General features: G+C 64.4%; 20 protein-coding genes. 12 read left to right on the top strand and 8 right to left on the bottom strand.

All coding sequences use genetic code 11. The features are described 5' to 3' along the window. Positions 1-6: 6 nt before the first annotated feature. Genes ACJ7C5_RS15600 through ACJ7C5_RS15590 form a run of 3 tightly spaced genes read right to left on the bottom strand, consistent with a single transcriptional unit; the run spans position 7 to position 3,059 of the window. A complete protein-coding gene (locus ACJ7C5_RS15600; RefSeq protein WP_412704400.1) occupies positions 7-1,422 on the bottom strand; it encodes an acyl-CoA dehydrogenase family protein in 1,416 nt (471 codons plus the stop codon). A gap of 56 nt (positions 1,423-1,478) precedes the next feature. Continuing rightward, positions 1,479-1,907 carry an acyl-CoA thioesterase gene (locus ACJ7C5_RS15595; protein ID WP_088026932.1) on the bottom strand — a complete coding sequence of 143 codons (429 nt, stop codon included), beginning with the start codon at positions 1,905-1,907 and terminating at the stop codon, positions 1,479-1,481. 27 nt (positions 1,908-1,934) lie between these two features. Then, positions 1,935-3,059, bottom strand: a complete 1,125-nt coding sequence (locus ACJ7C5_RS15590) for a YbfB/YjiJ family MFS transporter (RefSeq protein ID WP_412704453.1) — start codon at positions 3,057-3,059, stop codon at positions 1,935-1,937. 179 nt (positions 3,060-3,238) lie between these two features. Between ACJ7C5_RS15590 and ACJ7C5_RS15585 the strand changes: the two genes are divergently transcribed. The 7 genes from ACJ7C5_RS15585 (at position 3,239) to ACJ7C5_RS15555 (ending at position 9,386) form a co-directional block, all read left to right on the top strand. Continuing rightward, positions 3,239-4,264: a GlxA family transcriptional regulator gene (locus ACJ7C5_RS15585; RefSeq protein ID WP_093999612.1), complete on the top strand. Its 1,026-nt coding sequence runs from the start codon at positions 3,239-3,241 to the stop codon at positions 4,262-4,264. Between the two features lie 67 nt (positions 4,265-4,331). Then, entirely contained in the window at positions 4,332-5,210 is an 879-nt protein-coding gene (gene rimK, locus ACJ7C5_RS15580) for a 30S ribosomal protein S6--L-glutamate ligase (protein WP_412704399.1), read from the top strand. A 245-nt stretch (positions 5,211-5,455) separates the two neighbouring features. Then, positions 5,456-5,932: a hypothetical protein gene (locus ACJ7C5_RS15575; RefSeq protein WP_412704398.1), complete on the top strand. Its 477-nt coding sequence runs from the start codon at positions 5,456-5,458 to the stop codon at positions 5,930-5,932. An 89-nt stretch (positions 5,933-6,021) separates the two neighbouring features. Continuing rightward, positions 6,022-6,495, top strand: a complete 474-nt coding sequence (locus ACJ7C5_RS15570; protein ID WP_412704397.1) for a hypothetical protein — start codon at positions 6,022-6,024, stop codon at positions 6,493-6,495. Between the two features lie 8 nt (positions 6,496-6,503). Next, positions 6,504-7,181, top strand: a complete 678-nt coding sequence (locus ACJ7C5_RS15565) for a response regulator transcription factor (RefSeq protein WP_005410804.1) — start codon at positions 6,504-6,506, stop codon at positions 7,179-7,181. Between the two features lie 4 nt (positions 7,182-7,185). After that, positions 7,186-8,514, top strand: coding sequence for a sensor histidine kinase (locus ACJ7C5_RS15560; protein ID WP_088026927.1), 1,329 nt, complete (start codon positions 7,186-7,188; stop codon positions 8,512-8,514). Between the two features lie 485 nt (positions 8,515-8,999). After that, positions 9,000-9,386, top strand: a complete 387-nt coding sequence (locus ACJ7C5_RS15555) for a hypothetical protein (protein WP_412704396.1) — start codon at positions 9,000-9,002, stop codon at positions 9,384-9,386. 88 nt (positions 9,387-9,474) lie between these two features. Here ACJ7C5_RS15555 and coaE read toward each other — a convergent pair whose 3' ends face one another. Genes coaE through ACJ7C5_RS15540 form a run of 3 tightly spaced genes read right to left on the bottom strand, consistent with a single transcriptional unit; the run spans position 9,475 to position 12,228 of the window. Then, positions 9,475-10,086 (bottom strand): dephospho-CoA kinase, encoded by a 612-nt coding sequence (gene coaE, locus ACJ7C5_RS15550; RefSeq protein WP_412704395.1) that lies wholly within the window; start codon positions 10,084-10,086, stop codon positions 9,475-9,477. Positions 10,087-10,097: 11 nt separating this feature from the next. Then, the gene (locus ACJ7C5_RS15545; RefSeq protein WP_049447482.1) at positions 10,098-10,961 is read right to left on the bottom strand and encodes a prepilin peptidase; all 864 of its coding nucleotides are present in this window, start codon (positions 10,959-10,961) and stop codon (positions 10,098-10,100) included. Between the two features lie 7 nt (positions 10,962-10,968). Next, entirely contained in the window at positions 10,969-12,228 is a 1,260-nt protein-coding gene (locus ACJ7C5_RS15540) for a type II secretion system F family protein (RefSeq protein ID WP_088026923.1), read from the bottom strand. A 355-nt stretch (positions 12,229-12,583) separates the two neighbouring features. Between ACJ7C5_RS15540 and ACJ7C5_RS15535 the strand changes: the two genes are divergently transcribed. From ACJ7C5_RS15535 to pilB, 3 genes are all read left to right on the top strand, one after another. Beyond that, positions 12,584-13,042, top strand: coding sequence for a pilin (locus ACJ7C5_RS15535; protein ID WP_412704394.1), 459 nt, complete (start codon positions 12,584-12,586; stop codon positions 13,040-13,042). Between the two features lie 119 nt (positions 13,043-13,161). After that, positions 13,162-13,569, top strand: a complete 408-nt coding sequence (locus ACJ7C5_RS15530; RefSeq protein WP_412704393.1) for a pilin — start codon at positions 13,162-13,164, stop codon at positions 13,567-13,569. Positions 13,570-13,780: 211 nt separating this feature from the next. Beyond that, the gene (gene pilB, locus ACJ7C5_RS15525; RefSeq protein ID WP_412704392.1) at positions 13,781-15,508 is read left to right on the top strand and encodes a type IV-A pilus assembly ATPase PilB; all 1,728 of its coding nucleotides are present in this window, start codon (positions 13,781-13,783) and stop codon (positions 15,506-15,508) included. Between the two features lie 105 nt (positions 15,509-15,613). Here the strand turns inward: pilB and ACJ7C5_RS15520 are convergent, their stop codons facing one another. Together ACJ7C5_RS15520 and ACJ7C5_RS15515 are read right to left on the bottom strand one after the other, a co-directional pair. Beyond that, on the bottom strand, positions 15,614-16,987 hold the full coding sequence (locus ACJ7C5_RS15520) for a sigma-54-dependent transcriptional regulator (RefSeq protein WP_088026919.1): 1,374 nt from the start codon (positions 16,985-16,987) through the stop codon (positions 15,614-15,616). 60 nt (positions 16,988-17,047) lie between these two features. Next, complete coding sequence (locus ACJ7C5_RS15515) at positions 17,048-18,661, bottom strand: sensor histidine kinase (RefSeq protein ID WP_088026918.1); 1,614 nt, start codon at positions 18,659-18,661, stop codon at positions 17,048-17,050. Between the two features lie 405 nt (positions 18,662-19,066). Between ACJ7C5_RS15515 and sucC the strand changes: the two genes are divergently transcribed. Both sucC and sucD read left to right on the top strand, forming a co-directional pair. Next, entirely contained in the window at positions 19,067-20,236 is a 1,170-nt protein-coding gene (sucC, locus tag ACJ7C5_RS15510) for an ADP-forming succinate--CoA ligase subunit beta (RefSeq protein ID WP_004154430.1), read from the top strand. Positions 20,237-20,256: 20 nt separating this feature from the next. Next, complete coding sequence (gene sucD / locus ACJ7C5_RS15505; RefSeq protein ID WP_005410793.1) at positions 20,257-21,132, top strand: succinate--CoA ligase subunit alpha; 876 nt, start codon at positions 20,257-20,259, stop codon at positions 21,130-21,132. Positions 21,133-21,195 lie beyond the last annotated feature (63 nt).

Below are 21,195 nucleotides of genomic sequence, written 5' to 3'. Positions count from 1 at the left end.
GTTGCTTCATGCACATGCGTCGCTCTGCACGTAATCGAGCTCTTCCCGCAGCGCATTGAGATTGAGCATCAGCAGTTTTGATGCCTGTCGGATGTCGCGGCGGTCGTAGCGTGCCTGTGACTCGTGGTCGCGCGCCACCAGACCCGCTCCGGGCAGCTGGTGCAGGCGCTGTGCGCGGCGCACCAGGCAATCCAACCCGAAGACCCGCGACAGCATCCGCCCCAGAACAACCCGGCCTGCCTGGTTGAGGTTCTGCGTATCGATGTCGTCGAACTGGGGTGCCTGAGCCGCAGCGAAGCGGCTGTAGGGGTTGGCCTGCAGGACGTCGCGCAGATTCGCGAACCCGCCAACATGCATCTCATGCAGGGCGATGTCGGCCAGATGTTGGCACAGCAGATCATTGGTTCCATCGAAGATCGTGTACACCCGTGCATCCAGCAGGGCGTGTGCAGCGATGTTGTCTGCACCCGTGCGGTAGCCTTCTCCGCCGCACAGCTGTTGGTAGTCGATGGCGGAATCCAGCATCAGTTCCGACGACAGCACCTTGGTGGCAAGGGAGGCGAACATGCTGCCGGAGATGTCGCAGGTGTAGTCTTCTTCAAGCAGAAGGTGGTGGTAAAGCGCATTGCAGATCACGTAGTGGTTGCGGATGCGCGACACTTTGTAGCGCACGTATTCGATGTCATACAGGGAGCCTTTGCCGATCTGTCGGCTCTGCGTCTGCGACAGTGCTTCCCGGTAGAGGCGGCGCAGAAAGCCGCTGGACATCGCCGCCTTGCTGAACCGCGACGCGCACAGGATCTCGGCTGTATCGCCCAGTCCCGTGCGACGCTTGTCGAGCCGCCGGTGAGGGGCTACCCGGATATCGATTTCGTTCAGACCGTACCCCAGGTTCTTCAGGCCAAGGCTGTCGTAGACCTCGGTGGTAACGAAGCCACCATCCGAGCGCCGGTGCACGAAGTAGCCGAACTGTTTTCCGGCGTACTGGCGGGCGCACACGATCCACCAGTCGGCCTGCGCGCTGAAGGCCTGCCAATGCTTGCTGCCCCGCACGTAGTAGCTGCCATCCTGTTCTTCGTAGGTGGTCTTCATGCGCGACAGGCTCGAGCCATGCTCCGGCTCGGTGAAGGCGATGCCACCGATCACGGGGTTTTCGAGGAAGTCCTCGAAGACCTCGGCCTGCAGCCGGGACGATCCGCTGAGCGCTACGTTGCGCAGGAAAAGCACGGTTACGATCATCGTGTACATGCCCAGCGGCAGGTTGTACTCCGACATCATTTCAATCACTTCGCACATTTCGCGGTGGTTGTGCCGCCCCTCGTGCGCCACCGGAATAGCGGGCAGGCAGATGCCCTCGTCCATCAGTTGCGCCCAGCGCTCCTTGGGCAGCGGCTCCTGCGGCAGCGTATTGCTGTCGAACACGGGCAGCACGTTCTGGATCTGCCGCAGGAAGCTCTCGGTGTCGCGGTGGGTCTTGTTCAGCATGATGGTTCCTTCATCGCAAGTGATTGGGCGAACTCCTCGGTGAAGAAGATCGACAGGGCGCGTCGTCGCGTGCCGTCGATCTCCTGCGCAGCGTTGGCGGAGTAGTCGAAATGGACCATCACGCAGCGTCCGCTGGCGACCTGCTGGCCGCATTGGAAGGCGTTCTGCACGATGGACAGGGACGACCGGCCGATCGCATCAATGCGGGTGTCGATCTCGACGTCGTGCTCTGCGCGGATCTGTTTCAGGAAGTCGATCTCGTAACGGCGCAGGATCAGGCTGAGATCGCGCATGTTTCCGGTTTGGCTGAAATGCAGGAAGATCGGAAGGCGGCCATGCTCGAACCACACCGGCAGTGCAGTGTTGGTGACATGCCCGAGCACATCGACTTCGGAAAATCGCGGGGAGATGACAATGCGCACACGGAGCTCCTTGGAGGCTGGTGAGGTTCATCCGGCGCCGCGCGGGGCGCGTGCCGCCCACGGCAGGGCGACGGCGGCGACATGCAGCGCGGCACTGAGCCATAGCGCGCCGTCCAGACCGGTTCGATCGGCCACTGCGCCGGCGGCCACCGGGCCGATGGCCTGGCCGGCGGCGAAGGCGAGGTTGAACAGGGCCATCGCGCGGCCGATGCGCGCCGCGGGCAGGTTCTGCCGGACAAGGACCGCGATGGCGGCTGCAGCGATGAAGACGCTTGAGCCGAACACCGCTGCGGAAACAAACAGGCCCGTCGTGCCGCCCAGCAACGGTGCCAGCGTGCCCAGCAGTGACACCGCGCAGCACGCTGACAGCACGTGCGCGCCAGGCCATGCACCCAGCGCGCGCCGCCAGAGCATTCCCGAACACAGGATTGCGATGCCCAGCACCGTCCACACGGCGATGCCCTGCTGCCAGGACAGTCCGTGGTCGCGCAGCCACGCGAAAATGAAAGTGAGATAGATGATGTAGCCACCGGCCCAGCAGAAGTAGGCTGCCAGGCAGGCACCCAGGTGCCGAAGTGGCAGCGGCGCAGGGTCGTGCGCTTCCGTGACGGCGGTTGATTCCTGTATCCGGCCGGCCAGTGTCATTGGCCATATCGAGGCGAGGAGCCCAACAGCCCCCAGCACCAGCCACGCCGTTGGCCAGGTTGCGGCCCCATGGATGGCCAGCAGCGGCGCCACGGCCAGGCCGGCGGCAATGATCCCGATGCCGGCGCCGCCGAAGAACAGACCTGTTGCCGCTCCGCGACGGTTGGGTGCATGCCGGTAGTGCAGCAGCACGAGCGTGCTGCCACAGGCCGAGACCCAGGCAGCGCCGACGCCATTGAGCACGCGTTGGGTGCTCAGCCAGGGCAGGGCACCGCTGGCGCCGGTCACGGCGAGAGTGAGCACGCACAGCCCCAGGCCTGCCTGGAACAAGCGGCGTGCGCTGACCCGGTGCAGAAGCGCATAGGCGGTGCCTGCTCCAAGCACATAGCCGAGCGCATTTGCCGTGTTGAGCCAACCCGCCTGCGCATAGGTCCATTGCAGGTCCTCGCGCATGGCGGGAAGCAGCAGTGCGTAGGCAAATCGTCCCAGGCCGTTGGCAACCGCCATCGACAGGCACAGGGCGAAGGCTGGCCACAGTGATGGCAGCACTGCAGGCGAGCCCATCAACACCGTGCTGCGTGGCTCTGTCTGCATTGCTCAAGCCCCCGATGTGATGACCGCGTGACTTATTAAAGCGTTGCTGGTCTACACTGCGAGGTGTCTTGATTGACAAAAAACAATCCAGAATGGACAAACCTGAATTCATCATCGCGGTGCTCGACGGGACGTTGGCGGCCAGCGTGGGCGCGACGCTCGATGTACTGGATTTCGCCAATCGCTCGGCCGAGCGCCTCGGCCAGCCGGCGCTGCGTTGGCGCGTGGTGGGCAGCCGTCGCCAGTTGCGGTTGAGCAATGGCATGACGCTGAAGGCCGATCCGCTGTCCAGCATCAGCGATGGGGCTGCCGGCGTACTGGTCATTCCCAGTCTGGGGCTGGACGGCATGCTCGATGCCAACGGGCACGAGCCATGCGGACTGGACGCCCGCTACACCGACGGTATTGCATTGCGCCGGTTGGCCATGCCGGATGCCCAGCAGCTGGCACGCTTGGCTGCCCACTTCCACGCGCGCGGGGGCAGGGTCTGCGCCAGCTGTTCGGGGGTACTGGTGCTGGGGGAGGCTGGATTGCTCGACGGCCGTCGTGTCACCAGTCATTGGGCATTGGCGGGTCTGCTGCGTCGGCGCTTCCCGCAGGCACGGCTGGATCCGGCCTGCATGGTGGCAGAAGAGGGTCGACTGACCACGGCAGGGGCAGCCATGGCACAGATGGATCTGATGCTGCACCTGGTGCGCCAGTACTCCGGGCGTGACGTGGCCGAGGCGGTCATGCGTTTCCTGCTGGTGGACAGCCGCACCACCCAGGCTCGCTACATGGCCTGGCAGGATGCCGACCACGATGACGACACCGTACGCCGTTTCGAATCGTTGATCGAAACCAGCCTGCCGCATGCTCTGGGCATGCAAGAAGCGGCCCGGCGCCTGCACCTGACCGCGCGCACCCTGGCCCGACGCGTCCATCGGGTAACCGGCAGTTCGCCACGGGTGCTGGTGCAGACGGTACGGATGCGGATGGCTCAGCGGCTTCTGGAGCGGACAGATCTTTCGGTGGAGGATGTGGCCGAGCGGGTTGGCTATGCCAATGCAACGTCGCTGCGGAAGCTGACGTTGAAGATGACGCAGCTGACACCGGCACTGTTGCGCCAGCGGCTCTGAGTACATCCATCATCGCAGCGCCACACGCCCGCGCTATGCTGCGCGCCTGCCGCCCGATCCTGCCGCGATGAAGCTCGCCATCCTGTCCCGCAACAGCTCCCTGTATTCCACCCGCCGGCTGGTGGAGGCAGCGCGCGTGCGCGGCCACACCGTGCGCATCCTCGACCCGTTGCGCTGCTACATGCGCATCGCCGCCGATGGCTTCTCGATGCACTACAAGGGTCGGCCGATGACCGGCGTGGACATGGTCATTCCGCGCATCGGTGCCTCCATCACCCGCTATGGCACCGCTGTGCTGCGCCAGTTCGAGCTGATGGGCGCACGCACGCCCAACCCGTCCGATGCGATCCTGCGTTCGCGCGACAAGCTGCGCGCGCACCAGTTGCTGGCAGCCAAGGGCATCGACATGCCGGTCACGGTGTTTGGCGACAACCCCGATGACACCGTCGACCTGCTCTCCATGCTGGGCCCGCCGCCGCACGTGGTGAAGCTCAACGAGGGTACCCAGGGGCGTGGCGTGATCCTCACCGAGAAGGCCAGCGCCTCGCGCGGCATCGTCGAGGCCCTGCGCGGGCTGTATGCCAATTTCCTGATGCAGGAGTTCATCGGCGAGGCCAAGGGCGCCGACCTGCGCTGCTTCGTGGTGGGCGACCAGGTGGTGGCCTCGATGCAGCGGCAGGCGCCGGAAGGTGACTTCCGCTCCAACCTGCACGCCGGCGGCACGGCGGTGGCCGCCAAGGCCAGCCGTGCCGAGCAGCAGGTGGCGGTGCGTTCGGCCAAGGCGCTGGGCCTGTCGGTATGCGGGGTGGACCTGATCCGCTCCGCGCGTGGCCCGCTGGTGCTGGAGGTCAACTCCACGCCGGGGCTGGAGGGGATCGAAGCCGCCTGTGGGGTGGACGTGGCGACACGCATCATCGAACACGTCGAGAAACTTAAAAAACCCTGATTATTCAGTTGCTTGTGATTCTCACAGGCGAATGAGCCCGGGTTTAACACGCCTTTAATCGGCCCCGGCGTAGCCTTCAGCGAACCGCAGCTCTGCCTCTCAGCAGGATCGGTATCGGGATACAACTTCAGACCCAGGCGGGGGCACCGCCTGGGTCTTTTTTATGGCGGGGAAGCGTCCCTTGTGGAGGGCCGGTGACGGCCGTAGAGTGCCCCCATCGTTCCTGGATGGATCGGAGGCTGGCGATGTACCGCATCACGATGATCGCGTTGTTGCTGGGGCTGGTGGGGACTGCTGCGGCCAAGCCGGAGAACCCCGTTGTGCAGATGGACCGCCAGACGCCGGTGGCCGAGCAGGTGCGGCGGGTCGAAAAGGCCCTGGATGACGGCAACTACAGCGAGATTTCCGTAGACGACCGTGCCCAGGTGCGGCAGGCTCTGGCCCGCATCACCCAGCGGATGGGCGACCACCAGGCGCTGCAGGAACTCCCGCCACAGGTGCAGGCCGAGGTCTTCAACGATCAGGAACGGATCAACACCGTTCTGGCCCGTGCCCACGAGGACAGCCGGCAGATCTGCCAGCACACCCGCACCACCGGCAGCAACATGCCCCGAAGCCGTTGCCTGAGCGTGGCCGAGCGGCGGCGCATCGAAGAAAAGGGCAAGGCGCTGATCCATGACCAGCGGACCTTCAACAACTTCAGCCCGCCCGGCAACCGCTAGGCCGTCCGCCGCCCCGGCGGTTGGCACTTGCTGGCGTGAAGGCGGTGCGAATACAGTCGGCATTCAACCCAAACAAGGATTCGTTTGTCATGAAGCCTCTTCTGATACCTGCAGTCCTGATCCTGGGACTGACCCTGGCCACCACCGTCGCGGCCTCCAAGCGGGCCGGTGAGGTCTTCATCCCGGGCAAACCGCTGCAGCAGCAGATCGAACGCATCGAAGTCGAGCTCAATGATGGCAAGACCTACAGCGAACTGAAGCCGGCCGATCGCAGCCGTGTGCGCGAGGCGCTGGTACGCATGCGCACCGCCGTCGAGCAGCATCCGAACCGTGATGCCATGCCTGAACAGGTGCGAACCGATGTCTTCAACGATCAGGAGATCGTGAACACGGTTTTGACACAGGCGCGTGAAGATAGTCGTCTAATATGCCAACGTGAAAAGGTCATCGGTTCGAACCGGTCCACCACACAGTGCATGACCGTCGCCGAGCGTGAGCGGTACAAGGACAAGGCACAGCACGATCTGAGCAAGGCTCAGCACGTCGGCAAAATCGTCAATTAGAGGTGACAGTGAGAATCCTGGTAATCGAAGACAACAGCGACATTGCGGCCAACCTGGGCGACTACCTGGAGGACCGGGGGCACACCGTGGACTTCGCGGCTGACGGGGTTACCGGTCTGCACCTGGCCGTGGTGCACGAGTTCGACGCGATCGTGTTGGATCTCAACCTGCCAGGCATGGACGGCATCGAGGTCTGCCGCAAGTTGCGCAATGAAGCGCGCAAGCAGACCCCGGTACTGATGCTCACTGCCCGCGATTCGCTGGACAACAAGCTGGCCGGCTTCGATTCCGGCGCAGACGACTACCTGATCAAGCCGTTTGCGCTGCAGGAAGTGGAAGTGCGTCTGAACGCCCTGTCGCGACGCGGCAAGGGCGTGCAGACCCGCGTGCTGGAAACCGGCGATCTGGAATACAACCTGGACACGCTGGAAGTGCGCCGCCAGGGCAAGCTGCTGCAGCTCAACCCGACCGCGCTGAAGATCCTGCAGGCACTGATGGAAGCGGCCCCCGCCGTGGTGACCCGCCAGGAGCTGGAAACCCGTGTGTGGGGCGAGGAACTGCCCGACTCGGATTCGCTGCGCGTGCACATCCATGGCCTGCGTGCGGTGGTCGACAAGCCGTTTGAAGTGCCGCTGATCCAGACCCGCCATGGCATCGGATACCGCATCGCCACCCCGGAAGCCTGATTCGGTGGCAACCAAGGGGGAGCGCCGGCGCACGCCTTATCGGCGGCGCCTGCGCAGCCGCATCATCGTGTCGTTCGTGTTGTTGGGCTTCTGCCTGACAACACTGTTCGCGTTCGCCACCAACTGGGCCCGCATGCGGGTGGAAAACCAGTTGGTGGAGGACGTGATCAACCACAACATCGAAGAGTACGCGCGCCGCTTCTACGAGCATCCGGGGCGCAATCCGGCGGTGCCCGTGCAGCAGATCCGGGCATACGCCTACTCGGCGGACAAGTTCGACAAGGCCCGCGAATCCTGGCCGCAGTGGGCCGACCTGCAGAATGGCAACTACAACCTGAGTGGCACCGACGAGCAGGGCCAGCCGTACGCCTACAAGCTTGCGGTGCGCAAGGCCGACGACGCCTGGTTCTTCCTCGCCTATGACATGACCGACAGCGTGCGCGGCGGCAAGCAGCTCAACCGCGCGCTGGTGCTGTCGGTGCTGGTGTTCAGCGTGCTGTCGCTGGTGCTGGGCTGGTGGTCGGCCTCGAAGGTGATGAAGCCGGTGTCGGATCTGGCCGCGCGGCTGCGTGCCTACCGCGGCGGCACCAGTGATCCCGAGCCGTTGGCGCCACGCTTCCCCGACGACGAAGTGGGGCAGCTGGCCCAGGCACTGGACGACTATTCCTCGCGGCTGACCGAGGTGGTGCAGCGCGACCGCGAGTTCAATGCAGACGTCAGCCACGAGCTGCGCACGCCGCTGGCGGTGATCCGAGGTGCCACCGAGCTGCTGCTGACCCGGCCCGGCCTGGACGAAAAGGTGCTGCAGCGCCTGCAGCGCATCCAGCGTGCCGAGCAGCAATGCAGCGATCTGATCGGCGCGCTGCTGCTGCTGTCGCGCAACGAGCGCGGGCAGGGCACCAGCAACGTGGCCCGCGTGGCCGAGCAGCTGCTGGACGCGCATCGTGCGCAGCTGGGTGGCAAGCCGCTGGAGCTGCTGCTGGAAGGTGAGCGCAACCTGGTGATCGATGCGCCCGAGGCGGCGCTGTCGGTGGCGCTGGGCAACCTGATCGGCAATGCTGTGAAGTACTCGCAGGACGGCGAGGTACGCGTGTTCGTCGGCACCAATTCGGTGTCGGTAACCGACAGTGGCCCGGGCCTGAGCGAAGAAGACGCAGCCAAGCTGTTCCAGCGTGGCTACCGCGGCACCCATGCCGGCCACTCGCAGGGCGGCGGTATCGGCCTGTCGATCGTCAGCCGCCTGTGCGATCTGTACGGCTGGCAGGTGAGCGTGCGCCCCGGTGGCCAGCGCGGCGTGATCGCTACCCTGACGTTCTCGCCGAAGCCGTTGTAAGGGCCCCTGCTTTGGTGGGTGCCGACCTTGGTCGGCACGAACCCTGCCGATCTTGCATCGCGCCCTGTGTCGCTTGTGCCACTGAATCCGCTGTACGCGAACATCGCATCACTGGCCCAACACGACACCAGCGTGATCGCTGCCGCGCCCTGCGCGTGTTCCAGCGCACGCATTGGCAACCCCGCGCCGCACTTGGGAATTTCCTTACAGATCGCCGTGTGCGGCGATGGCCTGATGACCTGGCCGGGGCAGGTGCCTTGGCCGGGATTGGCGTCCTGAAAAAAACCAACATTCAGCAAACTTCCGGCTGGCGTCGGCCTGTCGTGGAAAATGCGCCGCGTGCCTTGCTTCGGCGGGCGGTGCGTGGGGATTCGCCAGAATCCGCTGGAGTCTTTTTTGCTGATTGTTGGGTCTCCGGTACGCCAACCCGCACCGTCCGCCACCTTGCATCTGCAGGTGGCCTGCCGTCTGCGAGGAGCTCCACCATGTCCACCCGCCCGCTGTTCCCCCAGCTGCACGCCCTTATCGGCGACGCCGCCAACCTGCTGCCTGCCGATGTCGCCGAGCGTGTCGAGGTTCTGTTGGATGACCCCAAGGACCTGCTGCCCGCCCTGCTGGCGCGTATGGATGGCCGCGACGCCGCCGACGGCCAGCGGCTGGACGTGCAGGGGGCCAGCCCGGCGCAGGCAGCCACGATGGCCGGCCTCAGCCGCACGCTTGCCGGCCTGAACACCCTGATCCAGCTACTGCACGCCGCCGAAATCGCGCGAGAGCAGGGCGGTGCCCGCCAGCAGCTCAATCCCGATGTGGTCGACGGCCTGCTGCTGGGCGCCCGCGAACTCGCCCGCTACGCCCGCCTGCAGCTGGAGTAGATCCACGCCATGCGTGGAGTTGCTTGGTAGATCCACGCCATGCGTGGATGCACTTCGGTAGTGCCGGCCGCTGGCCGGCAACCAGGCCTCAACCCCCGGCCAACCCCAGGTACCGCGCATGCAACTGTTCCACCTGCACCTGCAGGTCCTCCGGCTGCCCATCATTGACCACCACATCATCGGCCAGCGCCAAGCGCTGTGCGCGGCTGGCCTGCGCAGCAATCATCCGGTCGGCCAGCGCAGCATCAATGCCATCGCGCTGCATCAGCCGGGCGTGCTGCACGGCTTCGGGCGTATCCACCAGCAACACCCGGTCCAGCCACGGGTAGGCCTTCCGCCCACCGACCTCGGTCAGCAGCGGAATCGCGGCAATCGCATAGGGACTCTCAGCCTGCTCGCACTGCTGTTGCATCAGCAGGCGGATGGCCGGGTGGGTGATGGCTTCCAGTGCCGTCCGCTCCGCCGGGTCGGCAAACACGTGGGCGCGCAGGCGGGCCCGGTCCAGACTGCCGTCGGCCAGCAGCATGTCGGCGCCGAAACGCTCGGCAATGCGGGCCAGCGCCGGGCTGCCGGCGGCCACCACGGCGCGGGCGGCCAGATCGGCGTCGGCCACCACGATCCCCAGCGCCTCGAAGCGCCGGGTCACCTCACTCTTGCCGGAGGCGATGCCTCCGGTCAGACCAACCACATAGCGGCTCATGGGAGATTCCCTCAGCGCAGCCCGCTCATCACCATGTACTGCTCCACCAGTGGCGCGCCCCACATGAAGTACAGCCAGCCTGCAACGGCCAAGTAGGGGCCGAACGGGATCGGCGTGGCGCGGTCACGGCCCCGGCTGTACAGCCAGATCGAGCCGATGATGGCGCCCAGCACCGACGACAGCAGGATGATCGGCAGGATGCCCTTCAGCCCGCACCAGGCGCCCAAGGCCGCCAGCAGCTTGAAGTCGCCGTGGCCCATGCCCTCCTTGCCGGTCAGCTGCTTGAACAGCCACCAGACCGTCCACAGCGACAGGTAACCCACCGCCGCGCCTACCAAGGCGGGCTTGGCCGGCATGTACAGGTTGTCGATGCTGCCTATCAACCCCAGCCACATCAGGGGCAGGGTCAACTGGTCGGGCAGCAGCTGCGTGCGCAGGTCGATGCCGGACAGGGCAATCAGGAAGCAGGTCAGCACGATGGCGCCGAAGCCCTGCCAGCCGAAGCCGAACTGCCAGACGCAGGCCAGTACCAGCACCGAGGTCAGCGCCTCCACCAGCGGGTACTGCAGCGAGATCGGCGCCTTGCAGTGCCGGCACTTGCCGCCCTGGATGATCCAGCTGAACAGCGGGATGTTCTCGTACCAGCTCAGCTTGTGCTTGCAGTGCGGGCAGTGCGACGGCTCCACCACGATCCCTGGTGGGGGTGGCTCATAGAAGTCCGGTTCCTCCAGGACCTCGCGCGCATCGCGCTTCCACTGCCACTCCAGCCGCTTGGGCAGCCGCAGGATGACGACGTTCAGGAAACTGCCCAGCAGCAGTCCCAGGGCGGCCGCGGCGGGGTAGCCGAGACCGGGGTGCTGGTCGAGAAATGCCATGTATTTGTTATCCGACGACGGCGCCGAGTTTGAAAATGGGAAGGTACATGCCGATGACAATGCCTCCTACGATGGTGCCAATGAATACCATGATCATCGGTTCCAGCAGGCTGCTCAGTGCGTCCACAGTATTGTTGACTTCCTGCTCATAATACTCGGCCACCTTGAACAGCATGGCGTCCAGGGCGCCGGCCTCTTCGCCGATGCCGGTCATCTGAATGACCATGTGCGGGAACAGGTTGGTCTGCTTCATGGCCATATTGACTGGATAGCCGACCGAGACATCGTCGCGCATGCGCAGCACGGATTCTTCGTAAACCTTGTTGCCAGTGGCGCCGGCCACGATGCCCAGCGCCTCCACCAGCGGCACGCCGGCCTTGAAGGTGACTGCCGTGGTGCGGGCGAAGCGGGCGATCGAGCTATTGTGCATCAGCTGACCGATCACCGGGACCTTCAGGATCAGGCGATCGAACGAGTGCTGCATCGAGGGGGAGCGCTTGTAAGCCATCAGGAGGCCGACGCCGCCACCCACAAGGATGATCAGAAGCAGCCACCACCAGGACAGCATGAGACGAGATGCCCCCACGATCATCTGGGTGAAGGCCGGAAGGTCGGCACCGAAGCTCTTGAAGACTTCCTCGAATTGCGGGACGACGAACATCAGCAGGATTGCAGATACGACAAAGGCCACCACGACAACCATCGCCGGATAGAACAGGGCTTTTTTGATCTTGCCCTTGAGGGCTTCCATGTTCTCTTTGTAGGTAGCGACCGTGTCCAGTACGGTTTCCAGAACGCCGGCTCCCTCACCAGCACGCACCAGATTCCGGTAGAGCTCGTCGAACTGCACCGGATGCTTGCTGATGGCCTCATGCAGTGAAGAGCCGCCTTCGATGTCCGTGCGGACGCTCTCAACCATCTTCTTCATGCGGGGGTTCTTGTGCCCGCTGCCGATGATCTCCAGCGCTGAAACAATCGGCACGCCGGACTTCATCATCGTCGCCATCTGGCGGCTGAAGAAGGCAATGTCCTTGGGCTTGATCGGCTTACCCGCTGCACCGAACAGCGGCTTGGGTTTGGCCTTGACCTGACCTGGATTGATCCCCTGACGACGTAGTTCGGCTTTGAGCAAGTTGGCGTTCTTTGCCAATTGCTCGCCTTTCATCTTCACGCCCCGCCTGTCGGTCCCCTCCCAGACAAACGGTTGCAATTCCAAGGTACTACGCGCTACTGGCTCTTTCTTGATAGCGGTGCGACTGACAGACATGTTGGCTCCCCAAGGCCCGCCATCCCCAGGCAGGCATCATGAGCGGCGATGGTAGCCGGTTCAGGGCCGTCCGGGGAGCCTGCTGGCGTGACGCTGCGCAGGGTTTTCGACCTGACGAGACGAAAGGTGACGTACCGCGTCACATTGCCGCGTCCATCGCAGATTCGGTCAAAGGGGGTTCCCATCAGCGAAATTGCTGCCATCATGGGCGCGGGGAAATCTAGGGGGAGGCGTGCCCGGGTTGGCACGCAACCTGCGTTGATCCACCCGCAGGGCGCCGGACCCGCTCAACCAGTGTCGCCCGGTCCGATCCGGTGCACTGAACTCAACCACCACTATCTTGGGGATGTATCAAATGAAGAACCAGAAGGGCTTCACCCTTATCGAACTGATGATTGTTGTCGCGATCATCGCCATCCTGGCCGCCATTGCTCTGCCTGCTTACCAGGACTACACCGTGCGCGCACGCGTCTCGGAAGGTCTCACCCTTGCTTCGGCTGCGAAGACCATTGTCGCTGAGAATGCAAGCAATGGCTCCGCCGATTTGGGCCAAGGCTACGCTTTTGACAGCACCACTGCCGCTACCAAGAACGTCGATACCATTGCAGTTACAGCGACGACTGGCGTCATTTCGGTTGGCATGAAGGACAATGCCAAGGCTGTTGCGTTTACGCTGACCCCCAAGAGCGGTGGCCAGGCTTTGAAGGCAGGCGAAGTGCCGGGTGATGTGATCACCTGGACCTGTGAGGTTTCCAGCGACGCGAACAACAAGTACGTGCCGTCTGAGTGCCGTAAGGGCGCTGCGAAGGAGTAATCGGGCTCGGGTGGGTCGGTTGCCCATCCAGGTCATATAGAAAAGAAAGCCCCTTATCCGCGAGGAAGGGGCTTTCTTTTTTGCTGGAATGTGGGGTGCCATCCTCAAGGGGAAGAGGAATGAATAAAGGTTTCACGCTCATCGAGCTGATGATCGTCATCGCTATCGTCGCGATTCTGGCTGTACTGGCTCTCCCTGCCTATCAGGACTATACCGTGCGTGCGCGTGTCGCGGAGGCGCTAGTCGGAATGGGCTCTTATAAGTCACTGATTGCAGAGAATATCGCCGCGCAGGCAAGGCTAGCTGTTTCCGCCTGTGACAACATGTCGGGACTTGTTGGGAAGACCACAAACGTCGAGAAGGTCGAATGTGAAGGGAAAGGTATCCTTAAGGTCACAACAACCGATCGCGCGGGCGCAATCGAACTATTGCTCACACCGACTCTTGGGGGAGATTCAGCAATAAGTTGGGTATGCTCGGTTAAGACTGGAGAGCAGCAGCGCGTTCCTGCAGAGTGCCGTGATTGAGTTGCGACCGCAGCTGACTTCGACGAACGAGCATCTTTCAGATGACGTTACCATGTTGGTGGCAATCCGGATCGTAACCATGCTGTCGTTCTAGGTGGTTGGTGCGACTGAAGGGCTTTGTTGCTACTGAAGGTAGCGGCAGGTTCTGGTGCCCTTTGCTGTGCCCTTAGAAGGTGCCCGGCGATGCATGACTCGTAAGCCAAGGATTTCTATGAATGCCGTAACCACCGCCAATCTCGTCGGCATCACCGGGCTGGCCCGCCGCCTGGTCCAGGACGGTGCCCTGGACGAGGCCTCCGCCCGCGACGCCATGGCCAAGGCCACGGCCGCCCGCCAGCCGCTGCCCACGTGGTTCGCGCAGAACAAGCTGGTCAGCGCCTCGCAGCTCGCCGCCGCCAATGCGGTCGAGTTCGGTATGCCGCTGTTCGACGTGTCCACGTTCGACGCCAGCCAGAACGCCATGAGTCTGGTCAGCGAGGAACTGCTGCGCAAGCACAACGTGCTGCCGCTGTTCAAACGCGGTGGCAAGCTGTTCGTCGGCACCAGCAATCCAACCCATGCACTGGATGAGATCAAGTTCCATACCAATCTGGTGGTGGAGCCGATCCTGGTCGATGAGGACCAGATCCGCCGCACGCTGGAACAATGGCATGCCAGCCACGACACCATCGGCGATGCGCTGAGCGGCGACGACGAAGGCATGGCCAACCTCGACGTTGGACTGGGCGACGAAGACAGCGCGGGTGGCGACTCCGGCATCGACGCCAAGGGCGACGACACCCCGGTGGTGAAGTTCGTCAACAAGGTGCTGGTCGATGCGATCCGCAAGGGCGCATCGGACATCCACTTCGAGCCCTACGAAGACGATTACCGCGTGCGCCTGCGCATCGACGGCCTGCTGAAGATGGTGGCGCGCGCGCCGGTGAAGTTGAACCAGCGCATTGCCGCGCGCCTGAAGGTGATGGCGCAGCTGGACATCGCCGAAAAGCGCGTGCCGCAGGACGGTCGCATCAAGCTCAACCTGTCCAAGACCAAGCAGATCGACTTCCGCGTCAGCACGCTGCCGACCCTGTTCGGCGAGAAAGTGGTGCTGCGTATCCTCGATGGCAGCGCGGCCAAGCTGGGCATCGACAAGCTGGGTTACGAGCCGGACCAGCAGAAGCTGTTCCTGGAGGCCATCCACAAGCCGTATGGCATGGTGCTGGTGACCGGCCCGACCGGTTCGGGCAAGACGGTGTCGCTGTACACGGCGCTGGGCATCCTCAACGATGAGACGCGCAACATCTCCACCGCCGAAGACCCGGTGGAAATCCGCCTGCCTGGCGTCAACCAGGTGCAGCAGAACAACAAGCGCGGCATGACCTTCGCTGCGGCGCTGCGCTCGTTCCTGCGACAGGATCCGGACATCATCATGGTCGGCGAAATCCGCGACCTGGAGACAGCCGAGATTGCGATCAAGGCGGCGCAGACCGGCCACATGGTGCTGTCCACGCTGCATACCAACGATGCGCCACAGACCATCGCGCGCCTGATGAACATGGGCATCGCGCCGTACAACATCACCAGCTCGGTGACGCTGGTGATCGCGCAGCGTCTGGCGCGCCGGTTGTGCAACAACTGCAAGCGCCCGGCCAATCTGCCCGAGCATGCGCTGCTGGCCGAGGGCTTCACCCAGGCGCAGCTGGATGCAGGCATTGAGCTGTACGAGGCGGTGGGGTGCGATGAGTGCACCGAGGGCTACAAGGGCCGTACCGGTCTCTACCAGGTGATGCCGATGACCGACGAGATCGCCACGATCGTGCTGGCCGGTGGCAATGCACTGCAGATTGCCGAGGCGGCGCAGCAGATCGGGGTGAATGATCTGCGGCAGTCGGCGTTGAAGAAGGCGGCGGCGGGTGTGACCAGCCTGGCCGAGATCAATCGCGTTACCAAGGATTGAGGTAGAGCCGAGCCTATGCTCGGCTGATGGCCCGAAGAGCAGCCGAGCATGGGCTCGGCTCTACAGTAGATCCACGCCATGCGTGGATGGCGCGGTCCCGATCGCTTACTCCATCCCCAGCTTCTTCAGCTTGTAGCGCAGCGCGCGGAAGGTAATTCCCAGCTGCGCGGCGGTGCGGGTCTTGTTCCAGCGGTTTTCTTCCAGCGCGCGCTGGATGGCGCTGCGTTCCAGCTGCTCGATGTACGAGGGCAGGGCGGCGCTGCCGGGCTGCAGGTCGGCCACGGCTTCGGCGGGCGCGGCACTGCCGGGCGCACGCGGCGCGTGCTGCGGCAGGCGCAGGTCATCGGCGCCGATACAGTCTTCCTCGGCCAGCGCCAGCGCGCGTTCCAGGATGTTCTCCAGTTCGCGCACGTTGCCGGGGAAGGCGTACTGCGCCAGTGCCTCCAGCGCCGAGGGCGCCAGCAACGGGGTGGCACGGCCGTGGCTGCGGGCCAGGCGTGCCAGCACGGCGGCGGCCAGTTCCGGCAGGTCCTGGCGGCGCTCGCGTAGCGGCGGCACCTTCAGCTCAATCACGTTGATGCGGTAGTACAGGTCGTGGCGGAAGCGCCCGTCCTCGACCAGCTCGGCCAGGTCCTTGTGGGTGGCCGAGAGGATGCGTACGTCCACCGGCTCTTCGTTGGCCGCACCGACCGCGCGCACCGACTTTTCCTGGATCGCGCGCAGAAGCTTGACCTGCATCTGCAGCGGCAGTTCGGCCACCTCGTCCAGGAACAGAGTGCCGCCGTGCGCAGCCTGGAACAGGCCGGGCTTGTCGGCATGCGCACCGCTGAAGCTGCCCTTGCGGTGGCCGAAGAACTCGCTTTCCATCAGCTCGCCGGGAATGGCACCGCAGTTGACCGGTATGAACGGACCAGCCGCGCGCGCGCCCTGGGCGTGGATGGTGCGCGCGACCAGTTCCTTGCCCACGCCCGATTCACCGAGGATGTAGACCGGTGCCTGGCTGCGCGCAACCTTGCCGATGGTGGTGCGCAGCACGTCCATGGCCGGCGAAGCACCCAGCAGGCGTGCGCCTTGTTCGGCGGTGGGGCCGGGCGCGGGGCGCTCGGCGTTGTTGAGCTCCAGCGCATGCTTGACCAGGCCGCGCAGCACCGAGATGTCCACCGGCTTGCTGACGAAGTCGAAGGCGCCGGCTTTCAACGCTTCCACGGCCAGGTCCATGCTGCCGAACGCGGTGATCATCGCCACCGGCGTGCGCGGGTAGTGCTGCGCGATTTCGCTGACCAGCTCGATGCCGTTGCCATCGGGCAGCCGCATGTCGGTGATGCACAGGTCGTACGGGTTGCTGGCCAGCAGCTCGCGTGCTTCGGCCAGGTTGGCGGCGGTACTGATGCGCAGCCCCATGCGGCCGAGGGTCAGTACCAGCAGTTCGCGGATGTCGCGTTCATCGTCGACGACGAGGGCGCTGCGGGTTTCGTTCATGGGCGTGAAAGATAAACGAGGGGGCTGGAAGCGACAAATGTTTGACGCACAGATCTGGAATCAGGTGGGCAACAGCGTGTGCGGGCCGGGCAGCACCAGGCGGAAGCAGGAGCCACCGGCGGGTACCGGGATGTAGTCGAGCCGTGCCTGGTTGGCGCGGCACAGTTCGCGTGCGATATACAGGCCCAGGCCGGTGCCATGCTCGGAGGTGGTGAAGAACGGCCGGAACAGCTGTGCGGCCACGCTCTCGGGAATGCCGGGGCCACGGTCCATCACGTCGATCACCGCGCTGCGCTCGTGCTGCGCCACGCGCAGGCGCACGCGTGCCGGCTGCTGGCCGATGCGGCCGTACTTCAGTGCGTTGTGCACCAGCACGGTCAGCACCTGGTAGAGATGCTTCGTGTCGACCTGCGCCATCACTGCCGTATCGCTGATGATCGGTTCGATGCTGTCGGTCTCCAGCGTCTGGCCCTGCTTGTACTCCAGAACGAAGCGGCGCACGAAGGCGACCAGGTCGACGTTCTCGGGCGTGGCGCGTTCGCGACGGGCGAGGCCAAGTACGCTTTCGACAATGCCATTGGTGCGCTGGCACTGCTGGCGGATGATCTGCAGCAGGCGGCGGTCGCTTTCGTTGAAGCCGGTGCCTTCCTCCAGCAGCTGCACGGCGTAGTTGATCGCCGCCAGCGGATTGCGGATCTCGTGGGCGAGGCTGGCCGAGAAGCGGCCCATTGCCGAGAGGGTGAGCGATTCGGCGCGGCGCGAGACCACGCTGGAGTCGTCCAGGAACACCAGGGCCAGCTCGCTGCCGGCCAGCAGGCGCGCGAAGCGCGGTTGCACTTCCGGCTGGTCGGGGTTGAGCTGCAGCGGCAGTTCGTCCTGCGCCCAGCCGTTGCGCCAGCGCTGCAGGCGGCGCGCCAGTTCCGGCGCGGCACTGGCCAGATCCAGGCGTCCTGTCTCACCAATGCCGTCGTTGTCGCCGAGCAGCATCGAGGCCGCTTCATTGGCCAGGGTGATGCGGTTGTCGGCGTCCACCACCAGCACGCCGGTGCGCATGCGGCGGATGATCAGTTCGTTGATCTGGAACAGGTTGGCCACTTCGTCGCCGCGCTGGTTGGCCAGCTGCTGGTTGCGACGCGCGCGGCTGCCCACCTGGTAGCTGATGAAGGCCAGTGCCAGGTAGCTGGTGGCGAACATGGCCAGCTCGGCCAGCGTGCGGGTGGGGTCGCCGCCTTCGAGCACCTTCCAGAGGTATTCGGTACCGGTGGCCAGGCTGGCAGCGACCGCCAGGCCCAGGCCCCAGCTCAACGGCAGCAGGGTGGCGGCGGCGGCGATGTTGAACAGCAGCGACATCGAGATGCCGGCGCTGGCGCCGGGCAGGGCGTGTGCCAGCAGGGTGGCGGCGATGATGTCCACCAGCACGCTGCTGACCACGATCGGGCGCAGCCAGCGTTCGTTGCGGCCAATTGCCAGGGCCAGCAGCGACAGCAGCAGGTAGATGGCCGCGACGGTATCGGCCAGGCGCGGGTGATGGGCCTCGCCGACCATGCCTGACAGGGGGCTGTAGAGCAGGCCGGCGATGACCGCGGCGATCAGTACCCGGTACAGCGCAAAGAAGTACAGCTCACGCCGCGGGATCGATTCGATGCGGTCGATCAATGAAGCACTGGGTGACACGCCGGAACTCCCCTTCTGGCTGCCTGGGTCTGGAATCTGCGGCGGGCCTGCCTGGCATCCCCTGAAGCCGGGCGGGATCGTCGCTTCGATGTGGCCTGCGGTGGAAGCCGTCGAGCACCCCCGACTCTACACACCTTGGTTGACCAGTATAGGGCCCCCGGACAGGTGCCGCCGGAGCGCCCTGGATCGCGCATTTGGCCCGCTGTGGATACCGGTGGCCAACGGCGGCCCGGGCGCAACTGCCTGAATGACGGTGGAAATCTGGCCGGGTCTGGCGTTTTGTACAGACTTCTTTGCGCCCCGGCGCCGGCTCGGCCACAATAGTGGGCCCGCCGCGGTCCATGCCGGCGCCCCGCCGGGGCCCTGAGGAATTGCGTGCGGTCGTTCCTATTCCCACGGTGACGCATGAATTTCCACGAATACCAGTCAAAACAACTGCTTGCCGAGTACGGCATCCCGGTCCCGGCCGGCAAGGTCGCTGCGACCCCGGACGAAGCGGTTGCCGCTGCCAACTCCCTGGGCCAGGGCCCCTGGATGGTGAAGGCGCAGATCCACGCTGGCGGCCGCGGCAAGGCTGGCGGCGTCAAGTTCTGCAAGACCACCGACGACGTGAAGGCCGCTGCGGCCAAGATGCTCGGCACCAAGATGGCCACCTACCAGACCGCTGGCGTTGAACTGCCGGTCAACCTGGTGCTGGTGACCACCGCCGGCGAAATCGTCAAGGAACTGTACCTGTCGGTGCTGGTTGACCGTGGCACCAAGACCATCACCTACATCGCCTCTTCGGAAGGCGGCGTGGAGATCGAGCAGGTCGCCGCTGAAACCCCGGAGCTGATCCACTCGCTGAACGTCGACTTCGTCGAAGGCGTGCAGGGTTACCACGGCCGTGATTTCGGCTTCAAGCTGGGCCTGACCGCCAAGCAGGCCGGCCAGTTCGCCAGCATCATGGTGAACCTGTACCGCCTGTTCAACGAGAAGGACCTGGCCCTGGTTGAAATCAACCCGCTGGCCATCCTGGACGACGGCAACCTGTACGCGCTGGACGGCAAGTTCGACAGCGACGACAACGCCGCCTTCCGCCAGAAGGCCCTGGTCGCCATGCGCGACAAGACCCAGGAAGATCCGACCGAAGTGATCGCTTCGGAGCTGGACATCAACTACGTCACCATGGATGGCAACATCGGCTGCATGGTCAACGGCGCAGGCCTGGCCATGGCCACCATGGACGTCATCAAGCTCAACGGCGGCGAGCCGGCGAACTTCCTGGACGTGGGCGGCGGTGCCAACAAGCAGCGCGTCATCGAAGCGTTCAAGCTGATCCTGTCCTCGGACAAGGTTGAAGGCATCTTCGTCAACATCTTCGGCGGCATCGTCCGCTGCGACATGATTGCCGAAGGCATCATCGCCGCCGTGAAGGAAGTGGGCGTCAAGGTTCCGGTCGTGGTGCGCCTGGAAGGCACCAACGTGGAAGAAGGCAAGCAGCTGCTGCGTGACAGTGGCATGGCCATCATCCCGGCTGACAACATCAACGATGGCGCCAAGAAGATCGTTGAAGCTGTCAAGAACGCTGCCTGATCCGACACCAAGGAATTCCCATGTCTGTTTTGATTAACAAGAACACCAAGGTGATCGTGCAGGGCTTCACCGGCCAGCAGGGCACCTTCCACGCCACTCAGATGATCGAGTACGGCACCCAGGTTGTTGGCGGCGTGACCCCGGGCAAGGGTGGCACCACCCATATCGACCTGCCGGTCTTCAACACCGTTGCCGACGCCGTGCAGAGCACCGGCGCCAACGCTTCGGTCATCTACGTGCCGCCGCCGTACGCGGCCGACGCGATCCTGGAAGCCGCTGCTGCCGGCATCAAGGTCATCGTCTGCATCACCGAAGGCATCCCGGTGCTGGACATGCTGCGCGTCAAGAACGTGCTGACCCGTTCGCATCCGGACACCGTGCTGATCGGGCCGAACTGCCCGGGCGTCATCACCCCGGGTGAGTGCAAGATCGGCATCATGCCGGGCCACATCCACCAGCCGGGCAAGATCGGCATCGTGTCGCGTTCGGGCACCCTGACCTATGAAGCGGTCAAGCAGACCACCGAAGTCGGCCTGGGCCAGTCCACCTGCATCGGCATCGGTGGTGACCCGATCAATGGCCTGAACTTCGTCGACTGCCTGAAGCTGTTCAACGAAGACCCGCAGACCGAAGGCATCATCATGGTTGGCGAAATCGGCGGTGACGCTGAAGAAGCCGGTGCCGAGTACATCAAGAACCACGTGAAGAAGCCGGTCGTCGGTTTCATCGCCGGTGCGTCGGCTCCGGCCGGCAAGCGCATGGGCCACGCCGGTGCGATCGCCTCGGGCGGCAAGGGCACTGCAGAAGGCAAGTTCGCTGCCATGGAAGCTGCCGGTGTTGTCACCGTCCGCTCGCCGGGCGACCTGGGCGCTGCCATCGCCAAGCTGGTGAAATAAGATCGCCTGCCTCCGGCAGACGATTCTGTAGAGCCGGCCGCTGGCCGGCTGCTTCAAACAGAA

The sequence above is a fragment of the Nocardiopsis yanglingensis genome (assembly GCF_045809185.1).
Lineage (GTDB): Bacteria > Pseudomonadota > Gammaproteobacteria > Xanthomonadales > Xanthomonadaceae > Stenotrophomonas > Stenotrophomonas yanglingensis.
Note: the sequence above shows the minus strand (reverse complement) of the source record. Positions and strands in the feature narration are given on the sequence as shown.